This is a genomic window from Corallococcus sp. RDP092CA (assembly GCF_041903675.1).
GTDB lineage: Bacteria > Myxococcota > Myxococcia > Myxococcales > Myxococcaceae > Corallococcus.
The window spans coordinates 134,270-161,107 of sequence record NZ_JAYESI010000010.1 but is presented as its reverse complement, the minus strand read 5'-3'; the positions used below and the strand labels follow the sequence as shown (position 1 = coordinate 161,107).

General features: G+C 71.5%; 25 protein-coding genes. 7 read left to right on the top strand and 18 right to left on the bottom strand.

The genetic code is table 11. From position 1 onward, the window contains the following. Positions 1-85: 85 nt before the first annotated feature. The 10 genes from pnp to rimP form a co-directional block, all read right to left on the bottom strand. Positions 86-2,242 carry a polyribonucleotide nucleotidyltransferase gene (gene pnp / locus U8525_RS13950; RefSeq protein WP_374265699.1) on the bottom strand — a complete coding sequence of 719 codons (2,157 nt, stop codon included), beginning with the start codon at positions 2,240-2,242 and terminating at the stop codon, positions 86-88. 410 nt (positions 2,243-2,652) lie between these two features. Next, complete coding sequence (rpsO, locus tag U8525_RS13945; protein ID WP_014398807.1) at positions 2,653-2,922, bottom strand: 30S ribosomal protein S15; 270 nt, start codon at positions 2,920-2,922, stop codon at positions 2,653-2,655. A gap of 127 nt (positions 2,923-3,049) precedes the next feature. Continuing rightward, positions 3,050-3,379 (bottom strand): hypothetical protein, encoded by a 330-nt coding sequence (locus U8525_RS13940; RefSeq protein ID WP_374265696.1) that lies wholly within the window; start codon positions 3,377-3,379, stop codon positions 3,050-3,052. Next, positions 3,380-4,243, bottom strand: a complete 864-nt coding sequence (gene truB, locus U8525_RS13935) for a tRNA pseudouridine(55) synthase TruB (RefSeq protein WP_374265694.1) — start codon at positions 4,241-4,243, stop codon at positions 3,380-3,382. Between the two features lie 10 nt (positions 4,244-4,253). Beyond that, complete coding sequence (gene rbfA, locus U8525_RS13930) at positions 4,254-4,613, bottom strand: 30S ribosome-binding factor RbfA (protein WP_374265692.1); 360 nt, start codon at positions 4,611-4,613, stop codon at positions 4,254-4,256. Beyond that, positions 4,610-5,215 (bottom strand): DUF503 domain-containing protein, encoded by a 606-nt coding sequence (locus U8525_RS13925; protein WP_374265690.1) that lies wholly within the window; start codon positions 5,213-5,215, stop codon positions 4,610-4,612. Before U8525_RS13925 ends, rbfA begins: the two co-directional genes overlap by 4 nt. A gap of 120 nt (positions 5,216-5,335) precedes the next feature. Further along, the gene (gene infB, locus U8525_RS13920) at positions 5,336-8,548 is read right to left on the bottom strand and encodes a translation initiation factor IF-2 (protein ID WP_374265688.1); all 3,213 of its coding nucleotides are present in this window, start codon (positions 8,546-8,548) and stop codon (positions 5,336-5,338) included. Positions 8,549-8,668: 120 nt separating this feature from the next. Beyond that, a complete protein-coding gene (locus U8525_RS13915; protein ID WP_374265686.1) occupies positions 8,669-8,929 on the bottom strand; it encodes a YlxR family protein in 261 nt (86 codons plus the stop codon). 54 nt (positions 8,930-8,983) lie between these two features. Then, positions 8,984-10,684 (bottom strand): transcription termination factor NusA, encoded by a 1,701-nt coding sequence (gene nusA / locus U8525_RS13910; RefSeq protein WP_374265684.1) that lies wholly within the window; start codon positions 10,682-10,684, stop codon positions 8,984-8,986. A 70-nt stretch (positions 10,685-10,754) separates the two neighbouring features. Next, a complete protein-coding gene (rimP, locus tag U8525_RS13905; protein WP_374265682.1) occupies positions 10,755-11,240 on the bottom strand; it encodes a ribosome maturation factor RimP in 486 nt (161 codons plus the stop codon). Between the two features lie 209 nt (positions 11,241-11,449). Here rimP and U8525_RS13900 point away from each other — a divergent pair, with 209 nt between their 5' ends. From U8525_RS13900 to U8525_RS13875, 6 genes are all read left to right on the top strand, one after another. After that, entirely contained in the window at positions 11,450-12,253 is an 804-nt protein-coding gene (locus tag U8525_RS13900; RefSeq protein ID WP_374265680.1) for a carbon-nitrogen hydrolase family protein, read from the top strand. Positions 12,254-12,383: 130 nt separating this feature from the next. Further along, the gene (locus tag U8525_RS13895) at positions 12,384-12,794 is read left to right on the top strand and encodes a FecR domain-containing protein (RefSeq protein WP_374265678.1); all 411 of its coding nucleotides are present in this window, start codon (positions 12,384-12,386) and stop codon (positions 12,792-12,794) included. Then, positions 12,791-13,639, top strand: a complete 849-nt coding sequence (locus tag U8525_RS13890) for a peptidoglycan-binding protein LysM (protein WP_374265676.1) — start codon at positions 12,791-12,793, stop codon at positions 13,637-13,639. Before U8525_RS13895 ends, U8525_RS13890 begins: the two co-directional genes overlap by 4 nt. 28 nt (positions 13,640-13,667) lie before the next feature. After that, positions 13,668-15,383, top strand: a complete 1,716-nt coding sequence (locus U8525_RS13885) for an HD domain-containing phosphohydrolase (RefSeq protein ID WP_374265674.1) — start codon at positions 13,668-13,670, stop codon at positions 15,381-15,383. Between the two features lie 102 nt (positions 15,384-15,485). Next, positions 15,486-15,827, top strand: a complete 342-nt coding sequence (locus U8525_RS13880; RefSeq protein WP_374265672.1) for a DUF971 domain-containing protein — start codon at positions 15,486-15,488, stop codon at positions 15,825-15,827. 31 nt (positions 15,828-15,858) lie between these two features. Further along, complete coding sequence (locus tag U8525_RS13875; RefSeq protein ID WP_374265670.1) at positions 15,859-17,913, top strand: protein kinase; 2,055 nt, start codon at positions 15,859-15,861, stop codon at positions 17,911-17,913. 31 nt (positions 17,914-17,944) lie between these two features. Here U8525_RS13875 and U8525_RS13870 read toward each other — a convergent pair whose 3' ends face one another. The 5 genes from U8525_RS13870 to U8525_RS13850 form a co-directional block, all read right to left on the bottom strand. Further along, on the bottom strand, positions 17,945-18,487 hold the full coding sequence (locus U8525_RS13870) for a ClpXP protease specificity-enhancing factor SspB (RefSeq protein ID WP_374265668.1): 543 nt from the start codon (positions 18,485-18,487) through the stop codon (positions 17,945-17,947). 36 nt (positions 18,488-18,523) lie between these two features. After that, positions 18,524-19,009 (bottom strand): SsrA-binding protein SmpB, encoded by a 486-nt coding sequence (gene smpB, locus U8525_RS13865; protein WP_223636257.1) that lies wholly within the window; start codon positions 19,007-19,009, stop codon positions 18,524-18,526. A 17-nt stretch (positions 19,010-19,026) separates the two neighbouring features. After that, positions 19,027-19,881 (bottom strand): pantoate--beta-alanine ligase, encoded by an 855-nt coding sequence (gene panC / locus U8525_RS13860; protein ID WP_374265665.1) that lies wholly within the window; start codon positions 19,879-19,881, stop codon positions 19,027-19,029. Positions 19,882-19,883: 2 nt separating this feature from the next. Then, on the bottom strand, positions 19,884-20,792 hold the full coding sequence (gene panB, locus U8525_RS13855; protein WP_374265663.1) for a 3-methyl-2-oxobutanoate hydroxymethyltransferase: 909 nt from the start codon (positions 20,790-20,792) through the stop codon (positions 19,884-19,886). A gap of 169 nt (positions 20,793-20,961) precedes the next feature. Next, a complete protein-coding gene (locus U8525_RS13850) occupies positions 20,962-21,603 on the bottom strand; it encodes a deoxynucleoside kinase (protein ID WP_374265661.1) in 642 nt (213 codons plus the stop codon). Between the two features lie 181 nt (positions 21,604-21,784). Between U8525_RS13850 and U8525_RS13845 the strand changes: the two genes are divergently transcribed. Continuing rightward, complete coding sequence (locus tag U8525_RS13845) at positions 21,785-22,072, top strand: hypothetical protein (protein WP_374265659.1); 288 nt, start codon at positions 21,785-21,787, stop codon at positions 22,070-22,072. Between the two features lie 7 nt (positions 22,073-22,079). Here the strand turns inward: U8525_RS13845 and rsmA are convergent, their stop codons facing one another. Genes rsmA through U8525_RS13830 form a run of 3 tightly spaced genes read right to left on the bottom strand, consistent with a single transcriptional unit; the run spans position 22,080 to position 26,832 of the window. Continuing rightward, positions 22,080-22,958 (bottom strand): 16S rRNA (adenine(1518)-N(6)/adenine(1519)-N(6))-dimethyltransferase RsmA, encoded by an 879-nt coding sequence (gene rsmA, locus U8525_RS13840; protein WP_374265657.1) that lies wholly within the window; start codon positions 22,956-22,958, stop codon positions 22,080-22,082. A 10-nt stretch (positions 22,959-22,968) separates the two neighbouring features. Then, on the bottom strand, positions 22,969-23,967 hold the full coding sequence (tsaD, locus tag U8525_RS13835; RefSeq protein WP_374265654.1) for a tRNA (adenosine(37)-N6)-threonylcarbamoyltransferase complex transferase subunit TsaD: 999 nt from the start codon (positions 23,965-23,967) through the stop codon (positions 22,969-22,971). Between the two features lie 51 nt (positions 23,968-24,018). Continuing rightward, positions 24,019-26,832 (bottom strand): response regulator, encoded by a 2,814-nt coding sequence (locus U8525_RS13830; RefSeq protein WP_374265652.1) that lies wholly within the window; start codon positions 26,830-26,832, stop codon positions 24,019-24,021. Between the last annotated feature and the right edge of the window lie 6 nt (positions 26,833-26,838).

The following is a 26,838-nucleotide window of genomic DNA, read 5'->3' as shown; positions in this document are numbered from 1 at the left end:
CCTGCGCGCCCGGAGGCGGAGGAGACGGGGCGTCTTTTTCCGGAAGCGGCCTTCCTCACGGAGGGCCGCTAGGCGGGGGCCGGGCTCAGGCCTTCGCGTCCGGCGTGGCCGCCGCCGGAGTGGCGACCGCGGGAGGCGCGCCCTGCGCGGTGGCGCGCTCGGCCATGGCCTCCTTGCGCGACAGGCGGATCTTGCCCGTCTTGTCGATGCTGACGACCTTCACCAGCACCTCGTCGCCCTCGCTCAGCACGTCCGACACGCTCTTCACGCGCTTGTCGGACAGCTCGGAGATGTGGATGAGGCCGTCGGTGCCCGGGAACAGCTCCACGAAGGCGCCGAACTCGGCGATCTTCCGCACCGTGCCCGTGTAGATCTTCCCGATCTCCGCCTCGCGCGTGAGCGCCTGGATCATCGCGATGGCCGCCTTCACCGCCTCGCTGTTCGCGCTGGCGATGTCCACGCGGCCGGAGTCCTCGATGTTGATGGCGGCACCCGTGCGGGCGATGATGTCCTTGATCACCTTGCCGCCCGGCCCGATGACGTTCTTGATGAACTCCGGGCGGATCTGGATGGTGGTGATGCGCGGCGCGAACTGGCTGATCTCCTTGCGCGGCGCGCTCAGCGTCTTCGCCATCTCCGCCAGGATGTGCTCGCGGCCCTGACGCGCCTGCTCCAGCGCGCGGCTCATGATCTCCGTGGTGAGGCCGGTGATCTTGATGTCCATCTGGATGGACGTGATGCCCTTGGACGTGCCGCAGACCTTGAAGTCCATGTCGCCCAGGTGGTCCTCGTCACCGAGGATGTCGGACAGGATGGCGATCTTGTCGCCCTCCTTCACCAGGCCCATGGCGATGCCCGCCACCGGCGCCTTGATGGGCACGCCCGCGTCCATCAGCGCCAGCGTGCCACCGCACACGGACGCCATGGAGGACGAGCCGTTCGACTCCAGGATCTCGGACACCAGGCGCACCGTGTACGGGAACGAGTCGCTGCCCGGAATCATGTTGCGCAGCGCGCGCTCCGCCAGGGCGCCGTGGCCCACCTCGCGACGGCCGGGGCCGCGCAGGGGCTTGGTCTCGTTCACGCTGAACGGCGGGAAGTTGTAGTGCAGCATGAAGCGCTTGAAGGCCTGGCCGCTGAGCAGCTCCAGCCGCTGCTCGTCCTCGCTGGTGCCCAGCGTGACGACCACGAGCGCCTGCGTCTCGCCGCGGGTGAACACCGCGCTGCCGTGCGTGCGGGGCAGCACGCCCACCTCGTTGGTGATGGGGCGCACCACGTTGTGCGGACGGTCACCGATGCGGCCGCCGTTCACCGTGATCTCACGCATGTGCTCGTACTTCAGGTCCTCGATGACCTGCTTGGCGTGCTTCTCCACCTGCGGGGTGAAGGCCTCGCCCAGCTTCTCCTTCAGCGCCGCGACGGCCGCCTTCTTCGCCTTGGAGAGCGCCTCGTAGCGGGCCGCCTTCTCCTTGATGGCGTAGCCGGCCTTCACGCCCTCCAGCGCCAGCTCGCGGACCTGGTTGCGCAGGCCCTCGTCGATGGTGGCGAGCTTCTCGTAGGCGCGGACCTGCTTCTTCAGCTCCGTGCGCAGCTGGTCCTGGAGGTCCAGCGCGGGCTGGGCCTGCTGACGGCCGAACTCCAGCGCCGCCACCATGTCCGCCTCGCTGACCTCCTCCGCGCCGCCCTCCACCATCACGATGGCCTCGCGGCTCACCGCCATGACGAGGTCCAGGTCGCTCTGCTCGCGCTGCTTCGCGGTGGGGTTGGCCACGAACTGGCCGCCCACGCGGCCCACGCGGATGCCCGCGATGGGGCCGTTGAACGGGATGTCCGACACCCACAGCGCCGCAGAGGCGCCGGTGATGCCGTGGATGTCACCCTCGTTCTCCGGGTCCGCGGAGATGACGGACGCGATGACCTGCGTCTCGTAGGCGTAGCCTTCCGGGAACAGCGGGCGGCAGGAGCGGTCCACCAGACGGGAGGCCAGCGTCTCCTTCTCCGTCAGGCGGCCCTCGCGCTTGAAGTAGCTGCCCGGGATGCGGCCCGCCGAGTACAGCTTCTCCTGGTACTCCACCGTGAGGGGCAGGAAGTCGACGTCCTTCTTCTCCCGCGCGCTCACCGCGGTCACGAGCAGCATGGTGTCGCCGTAGCGGACCACCACCGCGCCGTCGGCCTGCTTGGCCAGGCGGCCCGTCTCGATGCTCAGCTCGTTCTCACCAATCTTGACGCTCTTCTTCAACATGTCGTGTGGCCTTCCGTGCCTGCTTCGCGTGCGAGGACCCTCGCCGGCCGCGACCTGCCCACGTGCGTGGGGCCTCAAGTCGCCCGGAAGGGGCCCTCTGGGAATGAGCGGTCGCCAGGGCCTGAAGCAGGCACATGCCAGACGAACGCTGTCTGTCCTGCGGAAACGGGCTCCGTTGCGGAGCGCCGAAGGGATGGACCGGACCTCTTGATCCCTGATCACACCCGCCCACCCATGACCTCAGGTCGGCCGGTCTGAACGGAAACCAAAAGAGCCCGCCTCCACCACTCCCTCGCCCGACTCCTTCGCCTGCGTCCGCGCTTCTGTTGAACCAACTGCCGCGTGAAACCATGCTGCCCAAATGCGCGGGGCGCTGGTGATGTGCCAGCGCCCCGGGTGCTGCTCGAGGACTACTTGCGGATGCCGAGGCCCTCGATGAGCTTCTTGTAGCGGGCCACGTCCTTGGACTTGAGGTAGTCCAGCATGCGGCGGCGCTGACCGACCAGCTTCAGCAGACCGCGGCGGGAGTGGTGGTCCTTCTTGTGGGTCTTGAAGTGCTCGGTGAGCATGTTGATGCGCTCGGACAGCAGCGCCACCTGCACCTCGGGCGAGCCGGTGTCGGACTCGTGGGTGCGGAACTTCGTGACCAGCTCGCTCTTGCGCTCCTGATGCAACGACATGGGCTTCTTCCTGAATCCCGCTCCGGGGTGACTGCTCGTGCCGCCTGGGTCCGCGGAGGGGTACAGACCCGGCCACAGATGGTCCTTCTAACGAGCGGGCCGCTTATAAGCTTCACCCCCTGGGGGGTCAACCTTCGCCGCCCGTCCGTCCGCCCCGCGGGGGGCGGGACAGTGCGAAGACGTACAACCGGCAGCCCCCGGCCATTCCGCCCCCGCCCGGGGAGAGCTCCCGGGCCGAGGCTTCATCCATGGCCAGGTGCAGGTACGGGCCCCCCGCCTCGCCGCCGTCGCCCGCCAGGAGCTTCTGGGTGCGCGGGTACAGCCGCAGGAGCGCCTCCACCACGTCGCCGACGTCCGCCGTCGCGGGCACGCCCAGGGACAGCTCGCGCCGCCCGTCGAAGGCGCCGCGAAGGCCCGGGGCCACGCTCACGGAGATGTCATGGGTCCGGGAGGCCACTCAGGCGAACACCCGCAGGTAGCGAAGCCGCCCGCCCACCACCTCCGCCATGGCGAGCAGCGCGTCATCCGGGCCCAGCACCCGCACCCGGCCCGGCACGGGGGCGACCTCCACGGGGACGCCGTGCGACACCCGCCGCGCCTCCTCCGCGTTCACCCGCACCGCGGGCAGGTCCGTCAGCGCCTCCGCCAGCGACACCAGCCGCGCGGCCACGGCCTCGCGGGACAGCGTGGCCAGCTCCCCCAGGGGCAGCGCGCGCGCCAGGGTGAAGGGGCCGCTCATCGTGCGCCGCAGCGCCTCCAGGTGCGCCCCGCAGCCCAGCGCGCGGCCCAGGTCGTACGCCAGCGTGCGCACGTAGAAGCCCTTGGTGCAGCGCACGGACAGGGTCAGCCGGTCCGCGGAGAAGTCGCGCAGCACCAGCTCGTGCACGGTGACGGTGCGGCTCGCCCGCTCCACCTCTTCCCCGGCGCGCGCCAGCTCGTACAGCCGCTTCCCGGCCACCTTCACCGCCGAGTACATGGGCGGCACCTGCTCGAAGGTGCCCCGGAACCGGGCGAGCACCGCCTCCAACAGCGGGGCCGTGAGCGGGGGCACCGGGGCCTGCGCCGTGGGCCTGCCCTGGGCGTCCTGGGTGTCCGTCTCCACGCCCAGCCGCACCACGGCGTCATACGCCTTGTCGCCCTCGGTGATGACGCCGGCGACCTTGGTGGCCTCGCCCAGGCACACCGGCAGCACGCCGGTGGCCATGGGGTCCAGCGTGCCCGTGTGGCCCGCCTTCTTCACCTTCAGCAGGCCGCGCACCTGGCGGACCACGTCGAAGGACGTGGGGCCCAGGGGCTTGTCGATGACGAGAACGCCGTCCATGAAGCGGGGCCTACCAGCCTTCCTTGCCGCGCACCTCGCGCAGGAGCCGGTCGATCTTATCGCCCTCGCCCACGGACGCGTCGAAGGCGAAGAAGATTTCCGGCGACACGCGCAGGTTGACCGCGGACGTCACCTCGCGGCGCACGAAGCCCTTGGCCGCGTCCAGGCCCTTCTGCGTCTCCGCCTTCTCCTGGTCCGTGCCCAGCATCGAATAGAAGACCTTCGCCACCCGCAGGTCCGGCGACACCTTCACGCCGGTGATGGTGATGAAGCCGATGCGCGGGTCGCGCAATTCCCCCCGCGTCAGCAGGGCGCCGATGGCCGCCTGGATCTCCTGCCCCACGCGCTCGGGTCGTGCATGCGTCGTCATTTCTTCTCCCAATCTCGCGGGTTGCGCAGCGCCCGGGCCTTGGCCCGGGCGTCTTCCAACGTCAGCGTTCCACCCTCACCCGTGGGGCGGGGAGCCCCGGGCCCGGGGCCCGCGCCCTCGTGCCGCTGCTCCCACGCGCCCAGCCCCTCCGCCTCCGCCAGAGAGCGGTCGCTGCGCAGGAAGCGCGCGATGGCCGCCTCCGTGTGCGCGTGCGCGTCCTCGGGGGACAGGTGGGCGTCCTCGTCCGCCGGCTCGGGGACCCGCACGGGCGCGCGGAAGGTGCCCCCGGGGACCTTGTCCGGATAGAGCTGGTCCCCGAAGGTGAGGACCTCCGTCTCCCGGGCCATCAGCGGCGCGACGTACATCTCCTCCACGAAGTGGATGATCTTCTCCAGCTGCTCATCCACGTGCCGGCGGTCGTTGCCCACCACGGCCAGGGCCACCGACGCCTTCTGCCAGAGGTCCTGGTCGTCCACCTCCGCGACGGCCACGTTGAAGCGGGCCTTCACCCGGTCCGTCACCCGGCGGAGCACCTGCCGCTTGGACTTCAGCGAGGCGCTCTCCGGAATCTGGAGGGTGAGGCGTGCGACTCCCACGAACATAGAGGTCCCCCAGGCCGACGGCCGCCCGGGCGCAGCACCTGCGCCCAGGCTCCGTCGCGTCGTCCTTCACCCGGGAAAGGTGGGGCCTTCCCCGGGGTCCGTCGAGTACGCCCCTCGGGGTTACGAGAGGCTCTGCCGGGTCTCCTCGATCTCGTAGGCCTCGATGATGTCGCCGGCCTTGAGGTCGTTGAAGTTCTCGATGCCGATACCGCACTCGAAGCCCTGGGCGACTTCCTTCACGTCGTCCTTGAAGCGGCGCAGCGACGCCATCTTCCCGGAGAAGAGCTGCTTGTTCTCGCGCATGAGGCGCACGAACGAGCCGCGCTTCATCACGCCGTCCAGGACGGCCGCGCCGGCGATGGTGCCCAGCTTCGGCACGTTGAAGGTGTTGCGCACCTCCGCACGGCCCAGCTTGCGCTCGGTGCGGATGGGCTCCAGGAGGCCCTCCATCTCCGTGCGAACCCCGTCGATGAGCTCGTAGATGATGGAGTAGCTCTGCAGCGTCACCTGCTGCGCCTTGGCCGCGGCCTCCGCGCCCGACTCCGGCTTCACGTTGAAGCCCAGCACGACGCCCTTGGAGGCGGCCGCGCGCATGACGTCGGTCTCCGTGATGGCGCCCACGCCCGCGTCGATGATGACCACCCGCACCTTGTGCGTGGTGAGCTTGTCCACCGCCTGGCGCACGGCCTCCGCGGAGCCCTGCACGTCCGCCTTGATGATGACGCGCAGCTCCTTGGGCCCGCCGCCCGCCTTCGTCTTGGCGAAGAGCTGGTCCAGGGACTCGCGGCTGACCTTGCTGAGCTCCGTCTGCCGCTCCTTCATGGCGCGGTGGTCGGCGATCTGCTTGGCCGCCTTCTCGTCGGAGACGACGTTGATGGCGTCACCCGCGGTGGGCACGCCGGAGAGGCCCACGACCTCCGCGCAGTAGCCCGGCTTCACTTCCTTCACCTGCTCGCCGCGGCTGTTGTTCATGGCGCGGACGCGGCCGTAGTGCGTGCCGGTGACGATGGCGTCGCCCAGCTTGAGCGTGCCCTCCTGCACCAGCACCGTGGCCACGGGGCCGCGGCCACGCTCCAGCTTCGCCTCCACGATGGCGCCCACGGACGGGCGCGCCGGGTTGGCGGTCAGCTCGAGGACCTCCGCCTGCAGGGCCAGGTTCTCCAGGAGGAGATCCAGGTTCATCTTCGTCTTCGCGGAGACGGGCACCATGATGGTGTCGCCGCCCCACTCTTCCGGCACCAGCTCGTGGCCCGCGAGGTCCTTCTTCACGCGGTCGGGGTTGGCGCCCGGGACGTCCATCTTGTTGATGGCGACGACGATGGGCACCTCCGCCTGCTTGGCGTGCTTGATGGCCTCCACGGTCTGGGGCATCACGCCGTCGTCCGCGGCCACCACCAGCACCACGATGTCCGTCACGTTGGCGCCACGGGCGCGCATGGACGTGAAGGCCTCGTGGCCCGGGGTGTCCAGGAACGTGACGTCGCCGCGCGCGGTGGACACGCTGTACGCGCCGATGTGCTGGGTGATGCCGCCCGCCTCGCCCGAGGCCACGCTGGCCTGGCGGATGGCGTCCAGGAGGCTCGTCTTGCCGTGGTCGACGTGGCCCATGATGGTGACCACCGGCGGACGGGGACGCTCGTCCTCGGCCTTCGCCGTGACCTCCGGCAGGTAGTCCTCCACCTCGAAGCCGACGCGCTCGACCTTCCAGTGGTAGTCGCTGGCGAGCAGCTCCGCGGTGTCGGCGTCCAGGATCTGGTTCGCCGTGGCCATCTTCTGCATGCCCATCAGCTTCTTGATGAGCTCCGCGGTGCGGATGCCCATGCGCTGGCCCAGGTCGGAGACGCTGATGCCCTCCTGGAGCTTGATGACCTTCTTCTCCTCGGCCATCTGGGTGATCTGCGTCTTGGCGCCCTTCTTCGTGGGCTTGCGCTTCTTGCCGCGGACGGGGATCTGGATGCGGCCCCAGACCATGTCCGACAGCTCCTGCTTGGACACGCTGGTGGTCTCAGGGCCCGTGCGCTTGCGCTGGCCGCGCTCCTTGTTCTTGGAGACGTCCACGAGCTCGCGGCCGCGGCCCAGGTGGTCCTGGACGACCTTGTACTCGCGCTTCTCCGTGGGGATGCCGGCGCGGCCCGGGGCCATGGGGTACTGCTTGGCCTGGGTCGTGGTGGGCGTGACGCGGCGGACCTGGATGAGCGGCCGGGAGATCACCACGGCCTGGGTGGCCGTGGGGCGCGCCTGGGCGCCCTGCGTGGGCGCGACCTGGGCGTGCGGCACGCCGCCGACCATGATGGTCGGGCCGGTGGGCTGCACCGGAGCGCCACCCGCGGCGCCAGCCGAGGGAGGCGTGGACGGACGCACCGGCCCCGCCTGCCCGGGGCGCGCCTGGACGGGCGCTCCCGGACGGTTCTGGAGGGGCCCCGAGCCCGGACGGCCCTGCATGGGCGCGCCAGGACGGCTGCCCGGCCCCGTGGGCCCACCTGGACGACCGCCCGGAGCACCCGGACCGCCCGGACGGCTGCCCGGCGGCCCACCCGGACGCCCGCCCGTGGCGCCCGGGCGCTGCACGTAGCCGGGGCCTCGGGAGATGACCGTCGCGGACGTCGACGTGGAGGAAGGCGTCCGTGCGGTGGGCGGGACCGGCGAGCGCTGAGGGGGGTTGGGCAAGCGGGGACTCTCCTGCGTAGGACTGCGCGGTGTCGCCGTGGCCGGGGTCGGCTCGGCGGCCCGGGGCGTCTCCGCCACCGCCGCGGAAGGCGGGGTGGACGGCGGTGTCACGGGCGGGGTGGCGGATGCGTCAACAGACGGGCTGGCCGGAGCCTCGGGCGCCGGGACCGACTCCGGCGCGGCGGCGATGGCGGCGACGGTCGCCTCGGGCGACGTGGCCGTCACGGCCGGGGGCTCCGGGGCGTGGGCCACGGGCGCGGCCTCCACGGAGGCGGGCGGCAGCTCCTGGTCGGCGGGCGCCTGCGGCGGCTCCGGCGCCATGGAGGCGGCCTGCGGCTCCGACATGGGCTCCGGCTGCTCGTAGGCCGGCTCGGCGGCCTGCGCGTGGGCGTCGTGGCTCTCCGGGGCGGACGTGCCCGCGGGGACGCCGACCTTGCGGCGCACCACGAAGCCCTTGGCGGCGACGGGCGCGGCGGCCTGCTTCGGCTTGCGCTTGTCCAGGATCTTCTGGACCGCGGCCGTGGCCTGGTCATCGTCCAGGGAGGACGAGTGGCTCTTGACGTCGTAACCCAGCCCAGCGAGCTCGGTCACGACCTCCTTGTTGTCGAGCTCAATCCCGTGGCTCTTGAGCTCCTTGGCGATTTCGTGAACGCGCTTCTTCGACATACCTTGATTGGCCTTCTGCTCCGCCGACGACGAGGCCGAGCACCCTAGTCCAAAGCCGAAATTGTGTGCGAGTGGTGCTTAACAACCACCTCCCCCCGCAACCTCTCCACCCTCCCGCCCTCACTCCCATGCCTGCCCGAGCACCGACGGGTCGACCTGCCCCGCCTTGCCTCGGAAGGCCCTGCCCAGCGCCTTACGCTTGAGCGCTGCCGTCAGACAACCGGCACCGCACAGGTACGCCCCCCGCCCCGGCAGCCTCCGCCGCCTGTCCGCCACCACGCCGCCCTGGGGACCTACCACGAACCGGGTGAGTTCCGCCTGTGCCTTGCGCGAACCGCACCCGACGCAGGTCCTGACCGGACCTGACGCCGTGATTTCCATGGGATGTGTCCCCGGCCGTTTGGTTGCGCGGCGCATCCACCCTCCCCCCTGACTTTACGGTGCCTTGGCCGCTTCCGCGCCCTCCGAGCCGCCGGCCGACGCCAGCGCGCCCCGTTCTGCGTTCAACTCCGCGCGCAGCTTGGCCTCCTCCACCAGGTAGTTCTCCGCCGCGCTCTTCAGCTGGCGGGCCTTCTTGATGCCCACGCCCGGCACGTCGCCCAGGCGGGTGAGGTCCTTCTCGTTCGCGATGTCCTCCACCGTGCGGTAGCCGGCGAGGATGAGCTGCTCGATGGTCTTCTCGCCGACGCCGCGCACGCGCGCCATGCGCTCCGGCTGGGACAGCTCGTCCGGGTGGCGGCGGGCCTCGGCCAGCCGGGCCTGCTCGCGCTCGTAGTCCATGCGCGACAGCTCCTGCTGGTCCTCCACCATGCGCTTCCGGGCCTCCTCCTGCATGGAGGGGATGCGCGTGGGGTCGATGCCGGGGATCTGCGCCAGCACCTCCGGGTTCGCGTCCGCCACGTCGCGCGCCTGACGGAAGCCGTGCGCGTAGAGCGTCTCCACCAGCATCTCGTTGACGCCCGGCAGGGCGCCCAGCGAGCGGCTGGCGAACTCGCGCATCTCCCGCACGCGGCTCTCGCTGTTGATGTCCAGCTTCCAGCCGGTCAGCTGCGCCGCCAGGCGCACGTTCTGCCCGCGCCGGCCGATGGCCAGCGACAGCTGGTCGTCCGGGACGATGAGCTCCATGGCGTGGTTGGCCTCGTCGATGATGACGCGGCTGACCTCCGCGGGGGCCAGGGCCGAGCACACGAAGCGCGCCGGGTCCTCGTCGTAGGGGACGATGTCGATCTTCTCCCCGCGCAGCTCCTGCACCACCGCCTGCACGCGGCTGCCCTTCATGCCCACGCACGCGCCCACCGGATCCACGTCCGAGTCGCGGCTGGACACGGCGATCTTCGCGCGGCCGCCCGGCTCGCGCGCCGCCGCCTCGATGACGACGATGCCCTCGGCGATCTCCGGCACCTCCATCTCGAAGAGCTTGGTGAGCAGGTTCACGGACGCGCGCGACAGGACGATCTGCGGGCCCTTGGACTCGCGCAGCACGTCCAGCACGTAGGCCTGGACGCGGTCGCCCGGGCGGTAGGTCTCTCGCGGGACCTGCTCGCGCACGGGGAGCACGGCCTCCGCGCGGCCCAGGTCCACCACGATGTTGCCGCGCTCGAACCGGCGGGCGATGCCGGTGACGATCTCGTTCTTGCGGTCCTTGTACTCGTTGAAGACGTTCTCGCGCTCGGCGTCGCGGGTGCGCTGCAGGATGACCTGCTTGGCCGTCTGCGCGGCGATGCGGCCGAAGCCGCGGCGGAAGGTCTTCAGCCGGAGGATGTCCCCGTACTGGTCGTCCTGGGCCTTGGCCTCGGCGGCGTCCTCGTCCCGGTAGAAGATCTGGAAGACGAGCTCGTCGCCGGGCTCCACCTCCATGCCCTTCTTGTGGGCCTCGTCCATGGTGATCTGGTTCACGGCCTGGACGGGGTCGGTGATCTCCGCGACCACGGTGATGGCCTGGAAGAGCTCCACGACGCCCTTCTCTGGGTCGTACTTGGCCTCCAGGTTGCGGTCCTGGCCAAAGTGCTTCTTGGCCGCGGTGTTCATCGCGTCCTCGAGGGTGGCAATGAGCACGGCCCGTTCGATGCCCTTGTCCTTGGCGACCTGATCCAGGACGAGGTTGAGGTTGACGGCCGGGTTGGCGGGCGTGGGCATGGCTTTGTCTTCTCCGGAAATGGGTCCACGGGCGGCCCTGGCGCGAACAGGGTCCCCTGTATGTCGGCTTCTAGAACTCGAACTCCAGGTGGGCCTTGGCGATGTCCTTGAAGGGGATGACGAACAGGCCGCCCCCCTCCACGTCCACGGAGATGGCGTCGGCCGCCACTTCGGTGAGCGTGCCGCTGAAGTTCTTCCGCGGAGGGTCGCCCAGCGGGCCGAAGGTCTTCACCTTGACCTTCTGCCCCTTCACCCGCTCGAAGTGCGCCGGCTTCTTCAAGGGCCGGTTCACCCCGGGGCTGGACACCTCCAGGTTGTACTCCTGGGGGATGAAGTCCTCCACGTCGAGCACCGGATCCACGGCGCGCGACACCTGGGAGCACTCGTCCAGACCCACCCGGCCACCGGGCTTGTCGATGAACAGCCGCAACACCCAGCCCTCACGCTCACGGACGTACTCCAGGTCCACGAGTTCCAGGCCTTCGTTCGCCACGATGGGGTCCAGCAGCGCGGCCGCCTTCTCCTCCACCGTCTGTTTGATGTTCTTCGACTCCATGGCCAGGAAGCAGGTCTCCAAAAACACAAAAAGCGGGCACGGCGGCCCACTTTTCGATGTGATGCGTCGAAAAATGTCGGGGCGTCCGTAACACACGCCCCCTCGGGGTGTAAAGGAAGGACACACCCCTGAGCGCCGGGTCAAACGCCCCCCGGGACTGAAGGATTCCCAGGGGTTCCGAGTGACGCCGGTGGCGTTATAACGCCCCCATGCACCTCATCGCCGCCGCACAGATGGTGTCCACCGCGGACAAGGCCCACAACCTGGACGTGGCGACGCGCCTCGTGCGCCAGGCCGCCTCCCTGGGCGCCCACCTGGTGGGCCTCCCGGAGAACTTCTCCTGGATGGGCCCGGAGCCCGAGCGCCCCTCCGCCGCGGAGGGCCTGGACGGCCCCACCCTGAGCCGGATGGCGGAGCTGGCCCGGGGGACGAAGACGACGCTGCTGGCCGGCTCCATCCTGGAGGAGGGAGCGCCCGGCGGGCGGCTCTACAACACCAGCGTCCTGTTCGGCCCGGACGGCGCCCGCCTGGCCGTCTACCGGAAGATGCACCTGTTCGACGTGGACGTGGGGGACGGGGCGACCTACCAGGAGTCCGCCGCGGTGGCGCCGGGGACGGAGGTGGTGGCGGCGGACACGGCGGTGGGCCGGCTGGGCATGAGCGTCTGCTACGACCTGCGCTTCCCGGAGCTGTACCGGCGGCTGTCCAGGGACGGGGCGACGCTGCTCGCGGTCCCGGCGGCCTTCACGATGATGACGGGCAAGGACCACTGGGAGGTGCTCCTGCGCGCCCGGGCCATCGAGAACCAGGCCTACGTGCTGGCGCCGGCCCAGGGCGGGCGGCACTCCGCGGAGCGGCTGACCTACGGCCACGCGATGGTGGTGGACCCCTGGGGGCTGGTGACGGCGCGGGCCTCCGAGGGCGAGGGCCTGGCGGTGGCGCCGGTGGATCCCGAGCTCCAGGCACGCATCCGGCGGAATTTGCCGTGCCTGGCGCACAGGCGGCTGGACTGAGCGAGCGCGCGTGAAGAAGCGCGGGGTGGGGGGCCCTTCCCTCGCGGCTTTTCCGGTTAGAGTGGTCCGCAGGAAGACCCCTCTGGTGAATGGACGACGCTGGCCTCCCCTGTTTTTCGCGGTCGCACTCATGGCCCTTCCTCCCGGCTGCACCGCCGATGAGAAGCCCCGTGGGCCCGCCGAGGCGCCCCTGCCTCCGCCCGTCCCGCGCGCGCACCTGCGGGGGCTGACGGGGGACGTGCAGATCAAGCGCGCGGTGGCGGACGAGTGGAGCCCCGCGCGCGACGAGCTGCCCCTCTACGAGAACGACAAGGTCCGCACCGAGGCCGGGGCCAGCGCCCAGGTGGTGTTCGCCAACGGCAGCACGCTGCACCTGGGGGGCGATTCCCTGGTGGGCATCGCGGAAAGCAAGCTTCGAACGGACGTCACCGTCCTCAGGGGACGGGTGGACGCCACCTTGGAGAAACCGGCCACCCAGTCGCTGTCCGTCACCACTCCATCCGCCACGGTTCGGGCGGGCAGGAAGATTGAATTCCAATGAAGGCCGCCCTCTGGCTCAGCGCGTGGATGGGGCTGTCCGTGGTGCCCTCGACCGTCCCGACCGTGGCGGGGCGCGACGCCCCGGACAGCGCGGCGCTCCCCGGCGGCGCCCCGGCGGCCCCGCGCAAGGCGCCCGGCACGGAGTCGCAGACGGCGCTCAAGGCGCTGGAGATGTCGCGCGCGGCGGTGAAGGCCGCGCCGGATGACGCGCGCCGCCGCGAGGCCGAATCCCGCCTGAAGGACGCGGAGGCGCACTTCCAGGCCGCCCGGTACGCGGAGGCGCTGCACAAGGCGGACGAGGCGTGGGCGCTGCTCAACCCGCCCCAGCCGTCCAACTTCACGGTGGAGGTGGGCCACGACGGCGGCACCACCACCGTCACCCACCGCCAGGGGCCTCCCGTCACCGTGGAGGCGCAGCACGCCACCCGCGTGCTGGCCAGGGGCGAGTCCGTGCGCGTGCAGCAGGGCACCGTGCTGCCGGAGCCGCCCGGCGCGCCGCAGCTGGCGCAGCCCGCGGACAAGGCCCGCCTCACGCTGAAGCCCGCGCCCGGCGGGCTGCTGGGGCCGGTGACGCTGTCCTGGTCCTCCGTGGCGGGCGCCACGCGCTACGAGGTGGAGGTCGTCACGGAGGGCGTGGAGGGGGGCGCGGCGCCGGCGCCGGTGCGCTCGGTGGTGGCCGCGCGGCAATGGACGTTGCCGACGCTGCCGGCGGGCCGTTATCGCTGGACGGTGACGGCGGTGAGTCCGGAGCAGGGGCGGTCCCTGCCTTCGCAGACCCGGCGCTTCGAGCTGGCCGCGGAATCACTCGAACTCAACGTCAAGGTGAAGGACGGGTGGCAGAAGTAGCCGCCTCCCGGCGCGAGGAGCCACCACCGTGCGACTGTTCAAGGTCATCCTCCTGCTGATGCTGGTGGTCAGCATCATCCCCACGGTGATGGTGGGCTGGGTGTCGGTGTCCCATACGCGCGAGCTGCTCATCCGCGACGCGCAGGAGCTGGCGCAGGAGCGCGTGAAGCAGCTGCGCCTCAAGGCGGAGAGCTTCCTGGAGGACCCCACCGAGCGGGTGGTGGGGCTGTCCAGCGTGCCGGGCGGCTTCTTCACCCTGCCGCGCGACACGCAGCGGCTGCACATCGCGGCGGTGCTCAACCAGCGCCCGGAGGTGCTGGCGCTCACCGTGTTCGGCGCGGACCGGCAGCGGCTTCCGGGGCTCCAGGCCTTCGCGGTGCACGACATGACGCCCAGCGCGGTGGCGGAGCACGAGGAGCGCGCGCGGGCCCTGCTGGACGAGGGGCTCACCGGGGTGCGCTACTCGGACGTGGTGGCGTCCCACGGCGGAGGCGGTGGGCCGGTGGTGACGCTGGCCTTCCCGGTGGGCGACCCGGTGCAGGGCTACATGGCCGCGGACCTCACGCTCGCGGGCCTGCGGCAGATGGTGGCCCAGGAGCGCGTGGGCAGCACGGGCTTCGCGTACCTGGCGGACCGGCACGGCCGGCTGATTGCCGGCGGCGGAGACCTGGGCGCGGTGGGCGACGACGTGTCCAGGCGGCTGCCCCTGGCGCACCTGCTCAAGCAGCGCCAGGGCACGCCCGACACGGAGCTCTTCCACGTGGGCAACTTCGGCGAGGGGCGCGACGCGGTGGTGTCCGCGTACTCGGTGCTGCCGGAGGCGGGCTGGGCCATCGTCTCCGAGCAGCCGGTGGAGCACGCGTACCGCCAGGTGGAGACCATGGAGCGGCGCATCCTCCTGGGCCTGGGCGGCGCCATCCTGGTGGCGCTGGTGCTGGCGGCCATCTTCTCCCGCAACCTCACGCAGCCCCTGAAGACGTTCATCGCGACGTCGCTGGAGTTGGCGCGCGGCAAGTTCGGCGTGGAGGTGCACCTCAAGCAGAAGAACGAGCTGGGGGAGCTGGCCCAGACGTTCAACTACATGAGCAAGCAGCTCATGGCGTACGACATGGAGACGCGCGGCCTCTACGAGAGCCTGGAGAAGGGCTACCTGGAGACCATCGTCGCGCTGGCCAACTCCATCGACTCCAAGGACGCGTACACGCGCGGCCACAGCCAGCGGGTGGGCGACGTGGCGGTGGAGATTGGCCGGGAGCTGAAGCTCACCGAGCGCGAGCTGCGGCAGCTCCAGTATGGCGGCATCCTCCACGACATCGGGAAGATTGGCATCGCGGAGAACATCCTCTGCAAGCAGTCCCGGCTCACCGACCAGGAGATGGCGACGATGCGCGAGCACCCCGCCATTGGCGACGCCATCATCGGCCCCGTCAGCTTCCTGGGCCCGGTGCGCGCGTGCGTGCGCCACCACCACGAGCGCTGGGACGGCACGGGCTACCCGGACAGGCTCAAGGGCGAGGCCATCCCGCTGCTCGCGCGCATCGTGGCGTGCGCGGACACCTTCGATGCGTGCACCTCCACGCGCCCGTACCAGAAGGCCATGCCGCTGGAGAAGGCGATGGAGATCCTGGACAACCTGAGCGGCGCGCAGCTGGACCCCAAGGTGGTGCAGGCCCTGCGCGCGGTGCTGGCCCAGCGGGGCGTGCGGCTGGAAGGCCACCGGCTGCCCGTCAAGCTGGCTTCCTGAAGCCCCGCTTCCCGGCCCTCCCGCTTTCGCGGCGCGTCCCCCACCCCGCCGGAAGGATGGTAGGGAGGGGGCTGCTGTCCCCAAGCCTTGGAAGGTGGACCGGTGAGCAATTTCTGGGATCGCATCAAGCCCGCGCCCAAGCCCGTCAGCGCGACGGATGCGAAGCTGTCCGCGGACGGCGAAGCGCTGACGCTGACGTGGGACGACGGCGTGACGACGACCGCCACCGCGCAGGTGCTGCGCCAGCAGTGCCCGTGCGCCGCGTGCGTGGACGAGTGGACGGCGAAGCGCACGCTGGACCCCTCGCAGGTGCCCGCGGACCTGCGCGTGCTGCAGGTGCAGCCGGTGGGCAACTACGCGCTCGCGTTCGTCTTCAGCGACCAGCACAGCACGGGCATCTACCCGTGGAAGCACCTGCGCGAGATCACCCAGTCGCAGGGGTGAGCGTCCCCACCGCGTCCTTCCGGAGGTCCCTGTGACGTCGCGCTATCGGCTGCTGCAACCGCTGGCCACGGGTGGCATGGCGGAGTTGTTCCTGGGGGTGTCCAAGGGCGCGGAGGGCTTCGAGCGCACCGTGGCCATCAAGCGCGTGCTGCCGCACCTGGCGCGCGAGCCGGACATCTCCCGGATGTTCGTCGCCGAGGCGCGGCTGGCCATGCTGCTGCAACACCAGAACATCGTCACCGTGCACGACGTGGGGGAGAGCCCGGAGGGGCTCTTCCTGGTGATGGAGCTGGTGGACGGCTGGGACCTGGGCGCGCTGATGCGCGCGGTGACGCGTCAGGGGCTGCGGATTCCGCCGCACCTGGCGGTGTTCATCGTGTGCCAGGCCCAGGCGGGTTTGCAGCACGCGTACCGCCGCCAGCACGACGGCCACCCGGTGGTGACGGCGCACCGGGACGTGTCCCCGTCCAACCTGCTGGTGTCGCGCGAGGGCGAGGTGAAGGTCACGGACTTCGGCATCGCGCGGCTCTCCGGCCTGTCGCGCACGGAGCCCGGCGCCTTCAAGGGCAAGGTGCCCTACGCCGCGCCGGAGGTGATTCGCGGCGAGCCGGCCACGGCGCTGAGCGACCAGTTCTCGCTGGGCATCATCCTGGCCGAGCTGCTCGCGGGGCAGCACCCGTTCGGGGCGGCGGAGGAGGCGGAGCCGATGGCGGTGGCGTACTCCATCCTCAACCGCGCGCCCGCGTCGCTGCCGGACGTGCCGGCGTCGCTGGCCACGCTGGTGCTGCGCATGCTGTCGCGGGACCCGGCCGGCCGCTTCCCGGAGCCGGAGGACGTGTCGGAGGCGCTCGCGCGGTGGCTCGCGCAGACGGGAGAGCCCGCGTCGTCGCATGCGCTGGCGACCTTCCTGCGCGGCATCCGGCTGCCGCTGTCCGTGGGCGAGGTGGCCCGGACTGCGCTCGCGGAGGCCCCGGCTTCGACGTCCGCGTCGTTCGTGATGTCCGTCGCGCCGCGCGAGGGGAGGGACGCGGGGCGGCTTCCGTCGGCGTCCGGCGCCGCCTCGGCCACGGTGTCCTATGGCGCTGGAGCCCTCGCGGCTGCGGGGCCGGTGGCGTCCGCGCGTGGCGAGGCCGCTTCGTGGAAGCCCCCTCCGGCGGCCGTCCCCGTGGGGGCGGAGGAAGAGGAGCCGTGGAGCCCTCCGACGGGAGGCGTCTCGTTGTCCGCCTCCGGCGCCGTGGTCCACACCTGCGCCCTGTGCGGCTCGGCGCTGGAGTCCCCGGACTCGCCCTGTGAGGCCTGCACGCGCGGGCCCTCCGCGACCGCGACCGGGGCGAGCGCGGCCCCGGCGATGACCTCCGCGGCTTCGGAACCGTGGGCGGCGGCACGCGACGCTGGCGCTCCCCATGGCCCCCGCCCTGGCGCCGAGCCCCTGGCCTCCCGAGGCACGGGCCCCGCGTCTCCGCCGCCCCAGGCGGGCGCGATGGCGAGGTCCTCGCCCGCGCCCTCCGCGTCCCGGCCGCCGTCGACTGCGGCGGCGTCCGCGCCCGCGCGGGCCCGGCCGAACGCGCCCGCCCCCGCCACGGCGGAGGCCTCCGCTCCCGCGCTCGCCACGCAGTCCCTTGCGGACGTGGACGAAGCGGAGCGGGTGAACCGGCCCAGCATCCGTCAGGCGGCCCAGGGAGACCTGGAGCTGGAGGAGCGCGCGCCCAAGGCCGCGAGCACGCCGCATTGGGAGTTCGAGCCGGCGACGACGCCCCGCCCCCGCAGGCGCTGGGGACTGGCGGTGGCGCTGTTCGGCATCGCGGCGGTGCTCGCGGCGGGCGTGCTGTTCCTGTGGCCCCGCTATGGGACCCAGGTGATGCATGCGCTCGGGGCTCCGACGGAGGTCCTGTCCATCCGCAGCGAGCCCTCTGGCGCCACCGTCCTGGTGGACGGCGTGGAGATCGGTGTGACGCCCATGGCGATCGACAACACCTACCCCCCGCGCTCCGTCTCCGTGCAGCTGAAGCTCAAGGGCTACCGCCCCTGGGCGGGCTCGTTCATGGGCGGCCGGAAGGCGGACGTGGACGCGGAGCTCAAGCGCTGACGCGCCGCCCGCCTCTCACGGGCGGCCCGTCCTACTTCACCAGGCGCAGGTGGCCCCGGCGCGGCGGCTGCGGCTCGTCCGGAGGCCCGCCCTCGGGCGGCGGCGCGGCCGCCACCTCCGGACGCGACTCCGGCTCGTCGGTGTGCTCGGACTGCACCTCGCGGAGGAAGGCGCGGGGCCTCTCTGCGGCGGCGGGCACCGGCGTGGGCTGCGGCGGGCGCGCGACGGAGGCCGACGCCACCGGGGGCTGCTGGAGCAGCTCCGGCGGCATCTCCTCCGGGTACATCCAGAACTCCTTCGTCACGTGGCTGGCGATGGCGAACAGCGCCGACCAGGGCACCGCCACCGTGAAGCGCGCACCGGAGAAGCTCAGCGTGGAGCGCACGCCCCACTCGCCCACCGTGAGGTCGGGCGGGTCGAAGCGGTAGGAGAGGTTGAGGCGCAGGTGTGCTTCGCCTCGGAGGCTGGCGGGGACGAGCACGCCGGGGCGGCGCGCGTCCAGGTGGATCATCACCATCCCCTGGTCGAGCGCGGCCAGCAGCCGCTCCTTCTTGTCGGAAACCTTCTTGTCCATTCCAGCGTGTCCGGCGGGGGAGTTGCGGGAGCGCCCTCAACGACGGCGCACTTCCCGGTCCATCTCCCGCTTCGTCTCCCGTTCCTTGATGTCGTGGCGGCGGTCTTCGTGCGTCTTGCCGCGGCACAGGCCCAGCTCCACCTTGGCCCGCCCCTTCCTGAAGTACAGCACGAGCGGGATGATGGAGTAACCGCGCTCGCGCACCTTCGCCGTCCACCGGTCGATCTCCGACCGGTGCATGAGCAGCTTCCGGCCCCGGGTGGGCAGGTGGTCGAAGACGCTGGCCGCCTTGTAGGAGCCGATGTGAGCGTTGAGCAGGAACAGCTCCGTGCCCTTCTGGAGCGCGTAGGCGTCCGACAGGTTGGCCGTACCTTCACGCAACGACTTCACCTCACTCCCCGTGAGCTCCAGCCCGGCTTCTATCTTCTCATCCACCGTGTAGTCGAAGCGCGCACGCCGGTTCTCGGCAATGAGCTTCACCCCCGGCTCCGCACCCACTCCCTTCGACTTTCCAGCGGCCATAACGTGTCCCGAGTCTCCTAACCGGCCAGGGGCATGTTGTCGATGAGCCGCGTGGTGCCCGAGAAGGCCGCCACCAGCATGCGCGCCGTCTGTCCGGGTGCCACCGTCTCCAGGGGTGAGAGCGTCGCGGCGTCCCGAACCTCCACGTAGTCCTCCCGGAGGCCCGCCGCCTGCAATTCACGGCGGGCGGCCTCCACGAGCGCCCGCGTGTCCCGGGTGCCGGACGCGAGCAGGGCCTGGGCCGCCCGGAGGCCCCTCGACAGGGAGAGCGCCCGCTGGCGTTCATCCGCGGACAGATAGGCGTTGCGGCTGCTCATGGCCAGCCCGTCCGCCTCCCGGAGGGTGGGCATGCCCACGATGTCCGCCCCCAGGTGCAGGTCTCGGTTGAGCGCCCGGATGACCTGGAGCTGCTGGTAGTCCTTCTCCCCGAACAGCGCCACGGCCGGCCGGAACAGCGCCAGGAGCTGGGTGACGATGGTGGCGACGCCCCGGAAGTGGCCGGGACGCCGCTCGCCGCACAGCCCCTGGCTGACCTCCGTGACGTCCACGTAGGTCTGATAGCCCGGGGGGTACATCGCCGCGGGCTCGGGCGCGAACACGGCCGTGACGCCCGCGCTCGCGCACTTGCCCAGGTCCCCCTCGAGGTCGCGCGGGTAGCGCGCGAGGTCCTCGCGGGGGCCGAACTGCGTGGGGTTCACGAAGATGGAGGCCGCCACCACGTCCGCGCGCCGGCCGCCCTCCCTCATGAGCGAGACGTGGCCCTCATGAAGGAAGCCCATGGTGGGCACGAGCGCCAGGGACCGTCCCTCCTTCTGGAGGGACGCGACCCAGGCCTTCACTTCCGCAACGGTGCGCAGGACGTGGGGAGCCATGGCTAGACGGGGGCCCCGTAGATGCCGCCGACCTTCTCCGCGGGCTCGCCGGCGCCTTCCGCGTCGGAGACCACCGGCGTGGGCGTCACCAGCCGGATGCCCTTGGTGGCCTTGAAGCTGTGCTCCTCATCCGGGAACGCGCCCGAGCGCACCTCGGAGAAGTACGTGCTCGCGGCGTCGGTGATGTTCCCGTGCAGGTTGGCGAAGCGCTTGACGAACTTCGGCTTGAAGTCCGGGTTCATGCCCAGGAGGTCGTAGCAGACCAGCACCTGGCCATCGCAGTGCTTGCCCGCGCCGATGCCGATGGTGGGGATCTTCAGGCTCTGGGTGATGGTGCGCGCCAGCTCCAGCGGCACCCCCTCCAGGACCAGCGCGTAGGCGCCGGCGGCCTCCAGCGCGAGCGCGTCATCCAGCATGCGGCGCGCGGCGTCCTCGTCGCGGCCCTGCACGACGTAGCCGCCCATCTTGTGCACCGACTGCGGGGTGAGGCCCAGGTGGCCCATGACGGGGATGCTGGCGCGGACGATGGCGCGCACGGTGTCGGCGAACTCGGCGCCGCCCTCCAGCTTCACGCTGCCCACGTTGCCTTCGGCGACGAGCCGCCCGGCGTTGCGCACGGCCTCCTGCGGCGACACCTGGTAGCTCAGGAACGGCAGGTCGCCCACCACGTGCGCCCGCTTCGCGCCGCGGCTCACCGCCGCGCAGTGATAGACCATCTGCTCCATGGTGACGGGCAGCGTGGACTCCTGCCCCTGGATGACCATGCCCAGCGAGTCACCGACCAGGAGCACGTCCGCGCCTCCCTCGTCGAGGATGCGCGCGAACGTCGCGTCGTACGCGGTGACCATGCAGATCTTCTGACCGGACTGCTTCAGGCGCTTCAGCGTGTGGATGGTGACCTTGTCCTTCACGGTTCACCTCCTGGGTGTGAGACGGGTGGGACAGCCTCGTGGAGCGTCAGGCCCCTCGCCGTCCCCAGGGGGATCGCCGGGGGCCGGGGCTCCACGGGGATGCACTCTAACGCCCTCGGGGCCGCGTGGGGGCGCAACCCGCGCCAGGCAGCCAACCGGGCGGCGGCCGTCAGCCCCGGCGGGACTTGGGGGTGTAGTGCTGGACGCCGGACTTCGCGCTCGCGATGGCGTTCATCAGGTCCTCGCGATCCGCCTCGTTGTGGACGAAGTCGATGTCCGACGTGTTCACCACCAGCAGCGGCGTATCCGTGTAATGCGCGAAGAAGTCGTTGTACGCGTGCGCGAGCGACTCCAGGTAGCCCGCGTCGAACTTGCGCTCGAACTCGCGGCCGCGCTTCTTGATGCGATGCAGCAGCACGTCCAGCTGGGCCTGGAGGTAGATGACCAGGTCGGGCTGCGGGACGCGGGGCCCCAGGGCCTCGAAGACGCGGTCGTAGAGGGCCAGCTCGTCCGAGGCCAGCGTGAGGTTGGCGAAGATGCGGTCCTTCGCGAACAGGTAGTCGCTCACGGTGACGGAGCGGAACAGGTCCTGCTGGAAGAGCTCCTGCTGCTGGCGGAAGCGCGACAGCAGGAAGAACACCTGCGTCTGGAACGCGAACTTCTGCCGGTCCGCGTAGAAGCTGGAGAGGAAGGGGTTCTCCTCCACGACCTCCAGGATGCGGCGGCTGCCCAGTCGCTCCGTGAGGAGGTGGGTGAGGCTCGTCTTGCCCACGCCGATGGGGCCTTCGACGACGATGTAGCGGTGGTCCATCGGCCCGAGGCCTCCGCCCCCGGAATCCACGCATGAGACACATGCGCGCGCGGGGGGCGGATAACACAACCATGCCCCCGTGCATCCGGCAATTTTCGCCGGGCCCACCCCACCCTTGCGCCCCAAGGGGTCATCCCCTACGGTGCCCGCGGACACGGACAGCGGGAGCGGCGGGCCACAGATGCGCGGCAGGCAGCGGGTGAAGACGGTGGTGGACCTGGTGGAGGCCCCGGAAGCGGCGCCCGCCGCCCGTCCGGCCACGGCCCCTCCCGCACCTCCGGTGGACGTGGATCCACTCTATGGCGTGGCCCTGCTGAAGACGGCCTTCGAGCTGAAGCGCCGGCCGGAGGGCTCCGTGGACGAGGTCCTCCGCGGCGTGCTCGCGCGCATGCGCATCGACGAGGACGCGTTCCGCTCGTTCCTCGCCCGGCAGGGCGGGCTCCTGGCCGCGCTGGGCCAGAAGCGCTGAGCCTCCCCTACTCCTCCGCGGCGTCCGCTTCCGGCGCGTCCGGGGGCGGCGGCGCCAGGGCGGTGACGGGGCCCAGGGCGCGCTCGATGGCGGCGAACTCCTCCGGGGAGAGCGTCTCCGCGCGGCGGCCCGGGTCGATGCCCGCCGTCTGGAGCGCGGCGAGCAGCACCTCCGGCGGCGCCAGGCCCTTGTCGGACTTGAGCGAGTTGATCAGCGTCTTGCGGCGCTGCGCGAAGCCGGCCTTCACCAGCCGGGTGAAGCGGGCCTCGTCCACCAGCGGCGCGCGGGGCGTCTTCCGCCGCGTGAGGCGCAGCACGGCGGAGTCCACCTTCGGGGGCGGGTGGAAGCGCCACGCCTCCAGGGTGAGCACGTGCTCCACGTCGAAGTGCAGGCCGAGCAGCACCGTGAGCAGCCCGTAGTCGCGGTTGCCGGGCTCCGCGGCGAGGCGCACGACCACCTCCTTCTGGAGGGTGAAGACGGCGCGCGAGACGTGGGCGCGCTGCGCGAGCACCTGGAAGAGGATGGGGCTGGTGAGGTGGTACGGCAGGTTGCCCACGAGCGCGATGTCGTCCGCGCCGGCCACCTGGGCGAAGTCCACCGTGGCGGCGTTGCCGGGCACCACGCGCACGCCGGGGATGGCCTCCTTCTCCAGCACGGCCACCATGTCGCGGTCGCGCTCCACGGCGGTGACGCGCGCGCCGGTGGCGGCGAGGAAGCGCGTGAGGTGGCCCAGGCCGGGGCCCAGCTCCACCACGGGTTCGCCCTCGCGCGGGGCGAGCGCGTCCGCGATGGCCTGGAGCGCGTCCGGGTCTCCGAGGAAGTTCTGTCCCCAGCTGTGCTTGGCGCGCAGGCCGTGGCGCTTGAGGATGTCGCGCGGAGAATCCACTGTCAGGTCCCTACTCCATGCGCCAGGCGGGGTCGGCCGCGAGGCGGAAGTCACCGCGCAAGCCGCGGCGCCACGCTTCATACCCCGCGACGGCGATCATCGCGCCATTGTCCGTGCACAGCCGCACCGGCGGCAGGAACATGCGCAGGCCCCGCTCCTCCGCGCGCTGCTTGCACAGCGCCCGCAGCCGCGAGTTCGCCGCCACGCCGCCGCACAGGACGAGCTGGTGGTGGCCCAGCCTCCGGGCCGCGGCGACGAGCTTCTTCGACAGCACGTCCGCCACCGCCTCCTGGAACGACGCGCACAGGTCGTGGAGCGCCTGGCCCTCCGGCACGCCGTGCTTCTGGACGTGGTGCAGCACCGACGTCTTCAGGCCGGAGAACGACACGTCGAAGTTGTCGCCCGGGAGCGCGCGCGGGAAGCGGATGGCCTCCGGGTCGCCCTGCTGCGCCAGCTGATCAATGGGCTGCCCGCCCGGGTACGGCAGGCCGAGGATGCGCGCCGTCTTGTCGTAGGCCTCGCCCGCGGCGTCGTCGCGCGTGCGGCCCACGAGGCGGTAGTTCCCGTAGTCGCGCACCTCGTAGAGGCTGGTGTGGCCACCGGAGACGACGAGCCCCAGGAACGGCGGCGCGGGCGCGTCCTCCAGCAGGCGGATGGCGAGCAGGTGCCCTTCGAGGTGGTTGGCGCCCACGAAGGGCTTGCCGGTGGCGAGGCTCAGCCCCTTGGCCACCTGGAGCCCCACGAGCAGCGCGCCGATGAGGCCCGGGCCGGACGTGACGGCGAGCAGGTCGATGTCGTCCAGCGTCCTGCTCGCGCGCGTGAGGGCCTCGTGGATGACGGGCATCACCTGGACGATGTGGTTGCGGCTGGCCAGCTCCGGCACGACGCCGCCCCAGCGGCGGTGGATGTCCACCTGCGTGGAGACGACGTCCGACAGGACGCGCCGCCCGTCCTCCACGACGGCGGCGGCGGTTTCATCGCACGAGGTTTCAAGTCCCAGGACGAGCACGACGACTCCGACGACGAGGGCGGGCAGGAGGCGGGCAGGCCGCCTCCCTGCTCATTTCATCCCATTGAGCAGGGCACGCACCTCGTCCGCCGAGCTTCCCGTCGGTTCGAGGAACAGATACCGCTTGTAGGCATCGGCTGCTCGGGTTTGATCACCGGAGAACTGGAGCGAGCTGCCCAGCCAGAACCAGGCCTTCGCGTTCTTGGGCTCCGCCTTGACGACGTCCTGGAGCAGCCTGGCCGCTTCGCGGTAGCCGGCCTCGCTGGTGCTGCTGTTGTTGGCCAGCGAGATGGCCAGGCCCGTCTTCGCCTCGACGGAGTCACCGTCGAGCGCCAGCGCCTTGCGGTACGCGACCAGGGCCGACTTGAAGCTCTTGCGGGCCATCGCCGCGCGGCCGTCCTTGATGTAGTCCGCGTAGGTGGCGGCCTTCTGCACCACGGGAGGGGTCGCCTCCGGCGTGGGCGCCACCGCGATGCCCGCGTCGGGGACGGCGGCGGGCTCGGGCGTGGCCGTCTCCACCGGCGCCGCGCCCGCGTCCTCCGGGGCGGTGACGGTCTTCGTCGGCGGGACGCCCGCGTCGGCCTGCGCGTCCGCGGTCTTCGCGGGCGGGGGCGTGACCTCCGGCGGCTTCGACGCCTCCGGGGGCTTCGTGGGCTGCGTCACCTTGGGGTCGGTGGGCGGAGGCGTCTCGGTGGCGCCCGAGCCCTTGGAGAGGACCACCGCGGCCACGGCCGCGACGAGCAGCAGGCCGCCCGCGACGAAGAGGCCCGTGCGCCTGGGCTTCATCGCGGCGATGAGCTCCGCGTCATCCGCGTCGTGCGCGGGGCTGGCGCTCGCGGCCTTCGCGGGGGCCGTGCTGGCGGGAGCGGCCGCGCTGTTCGTGGACGCGGGGCCCGCCGGGGCCGTCTCTGAGCCCGCGCTCGCGCTGCTCGTGCCGGAGACGGCGGTCGCGGTGGGAGCCTCGGGGCTCGGGCTGGCGGCGGCAGCGGACGGATCCACAGGGGCGGGGGCCTCGGGCTCCGTGAAGTAGGCCTCGGACGCGGGCACCTCCTGCGTGGCGGCGGGGTCCACCGGCGCCAGGGGGTCCGGCTGCGCGGCGGAGGGGGCCGTCGCGGGGAACTCGACGTTGAGCGCCACCGGGGCCACCTGCGGCGGCACGATGCCGTGGCCCGGATACGGCGGCAGCGCGAGCTGCGGCGGCGCGGCCTCCTCCACCGGCAGCTCCTCCTGGAGGTGCTCCGTGCCGCTGACCAGCGTCACCTCGGACGAAGGCGGGGCCGGCGTGGGAGGCGGCACGGGCGCGAGCGGGCTGGGCGCGATGGCCGCGCCCCCGAAGATGGGCGGACGCGAGGACAGCGGCTCCGCGGACGCCTGCGCGGGCGCGGCGGCGAAGGGGCTGGGCGCGGCCGGAGCGCGAGACGCGGACGCCCACGGCGACCCCGGGCCCCAGGTGCTGGAGGCGCTCAGGCCCTCCGTGTCCACGCGGCTCCAGTCGAGCAGCAGGCTGCGCCGCGCATGCTCCACCGCGCGGTGCGCCGGCGGCGGCTCCACGAGGAACGACGACCCCTCCTGCGACAGCGGGGGCACCACGGACTCCGGCTCCTGCCCGAACGGAGGCGGCGCCCCGTCACCCGGGCGGACGCGCGGCGGGAAGATGATCACCTGCGCGGGCCGCGAGGAGACCGGCGCGGGCGCCACCTCCGCCACGGGCGTGACCTCCTCCGGGGGCTCGGGCTGCGCGGGCGCGGGCTCCTCGGCGTGCGGGGCTTCCGCCGCGGGCGCCGCTTCCACCGGAGGCGGCTCCACCGGGGCCTGCGCGGACGCGGGCTCCTGCGCGGGCGCGACGTCCACGGGGATGGGCGGCGCGGCGTTCAGCCACTGCTCGATGCCCGGCTTGCGGCTCTGCACGGGCTCCGGCGGCGCGTTGCCCAGCTCGCGGATCAGCCCTTCGAAGTACAGCTTGCTGATGATGCCCAGCGCGGCCAGGTCCTCGAAGTCCGAGTCCTCCACCACGCGCGACAGCGCGCGCTTGCCGTCGAACAGGCGCAAGAGGCCGTTCACCTCGTCGGGGATCTCCGACAGGCGGTCCGCCAGCTGGTGGTAGTCGATCTCGAAGACCGTCTCCAGGGGCGGGAGCTGCTCCAGCATCCGGCCCCACTCGTCCAGCCGGCGCATGCCCTCCATGAGGAGGCCCTGCGTGGAGACCTCGATGCGCTCGGGGCGGTCCAACGTGGTGAACTGCACGTCGAACTGGCCTTCGAACGTGTTGAGCAGGCGGTAGAAGGCGTTCTCGCCCTTGAGCCGGCCCAGCTCCGCGTCGATGACGCGGCCTTCCTTGAAGTAGACGACGCCGGTGCGCTCGCCCTGGATGGAGATGACGCCCGTCTTGCGGCCGATCTCAAAGGTCTGGACCAGGTCCACGACGCCCATGTCGGCGAGGCTTCCCGCGAAGCCGCCCTTGGTCGTCTCGCGCTTCTCGATGCGTTCCTTCTCGGCCTTCTGAAGGATCATCTTCACGCGGGTGACGATCTCTTTGATGTAGATGGGCTTCGTCAGGTAGTCGTCGCCCCCGAGCTCCAGGCCGCGCACCTTGAACTCGACCGACTTCTGGTTCGTCAGGAAGACGAAGGGGATGAACTTGAAGCGCTCGTCGGACTTGAGCGCCTTGCAGAGCTCGAAGCCGTCCATCTCCGGCATCTTGGTGTCCGCGAGCACGAGGTCCGGCGGGCTGATCTGGACCTTCTCCAGCGCATCCTTGCCGTGGATCGCCGTCGTGACGGAGAAGCCGGCCTTCTTCAGGCTGACCTCCATCACGCGCAGACTCTTCGCGTCACCATCGACGAGGAGCAGGTGCTGCTTGGCCACGTGGCA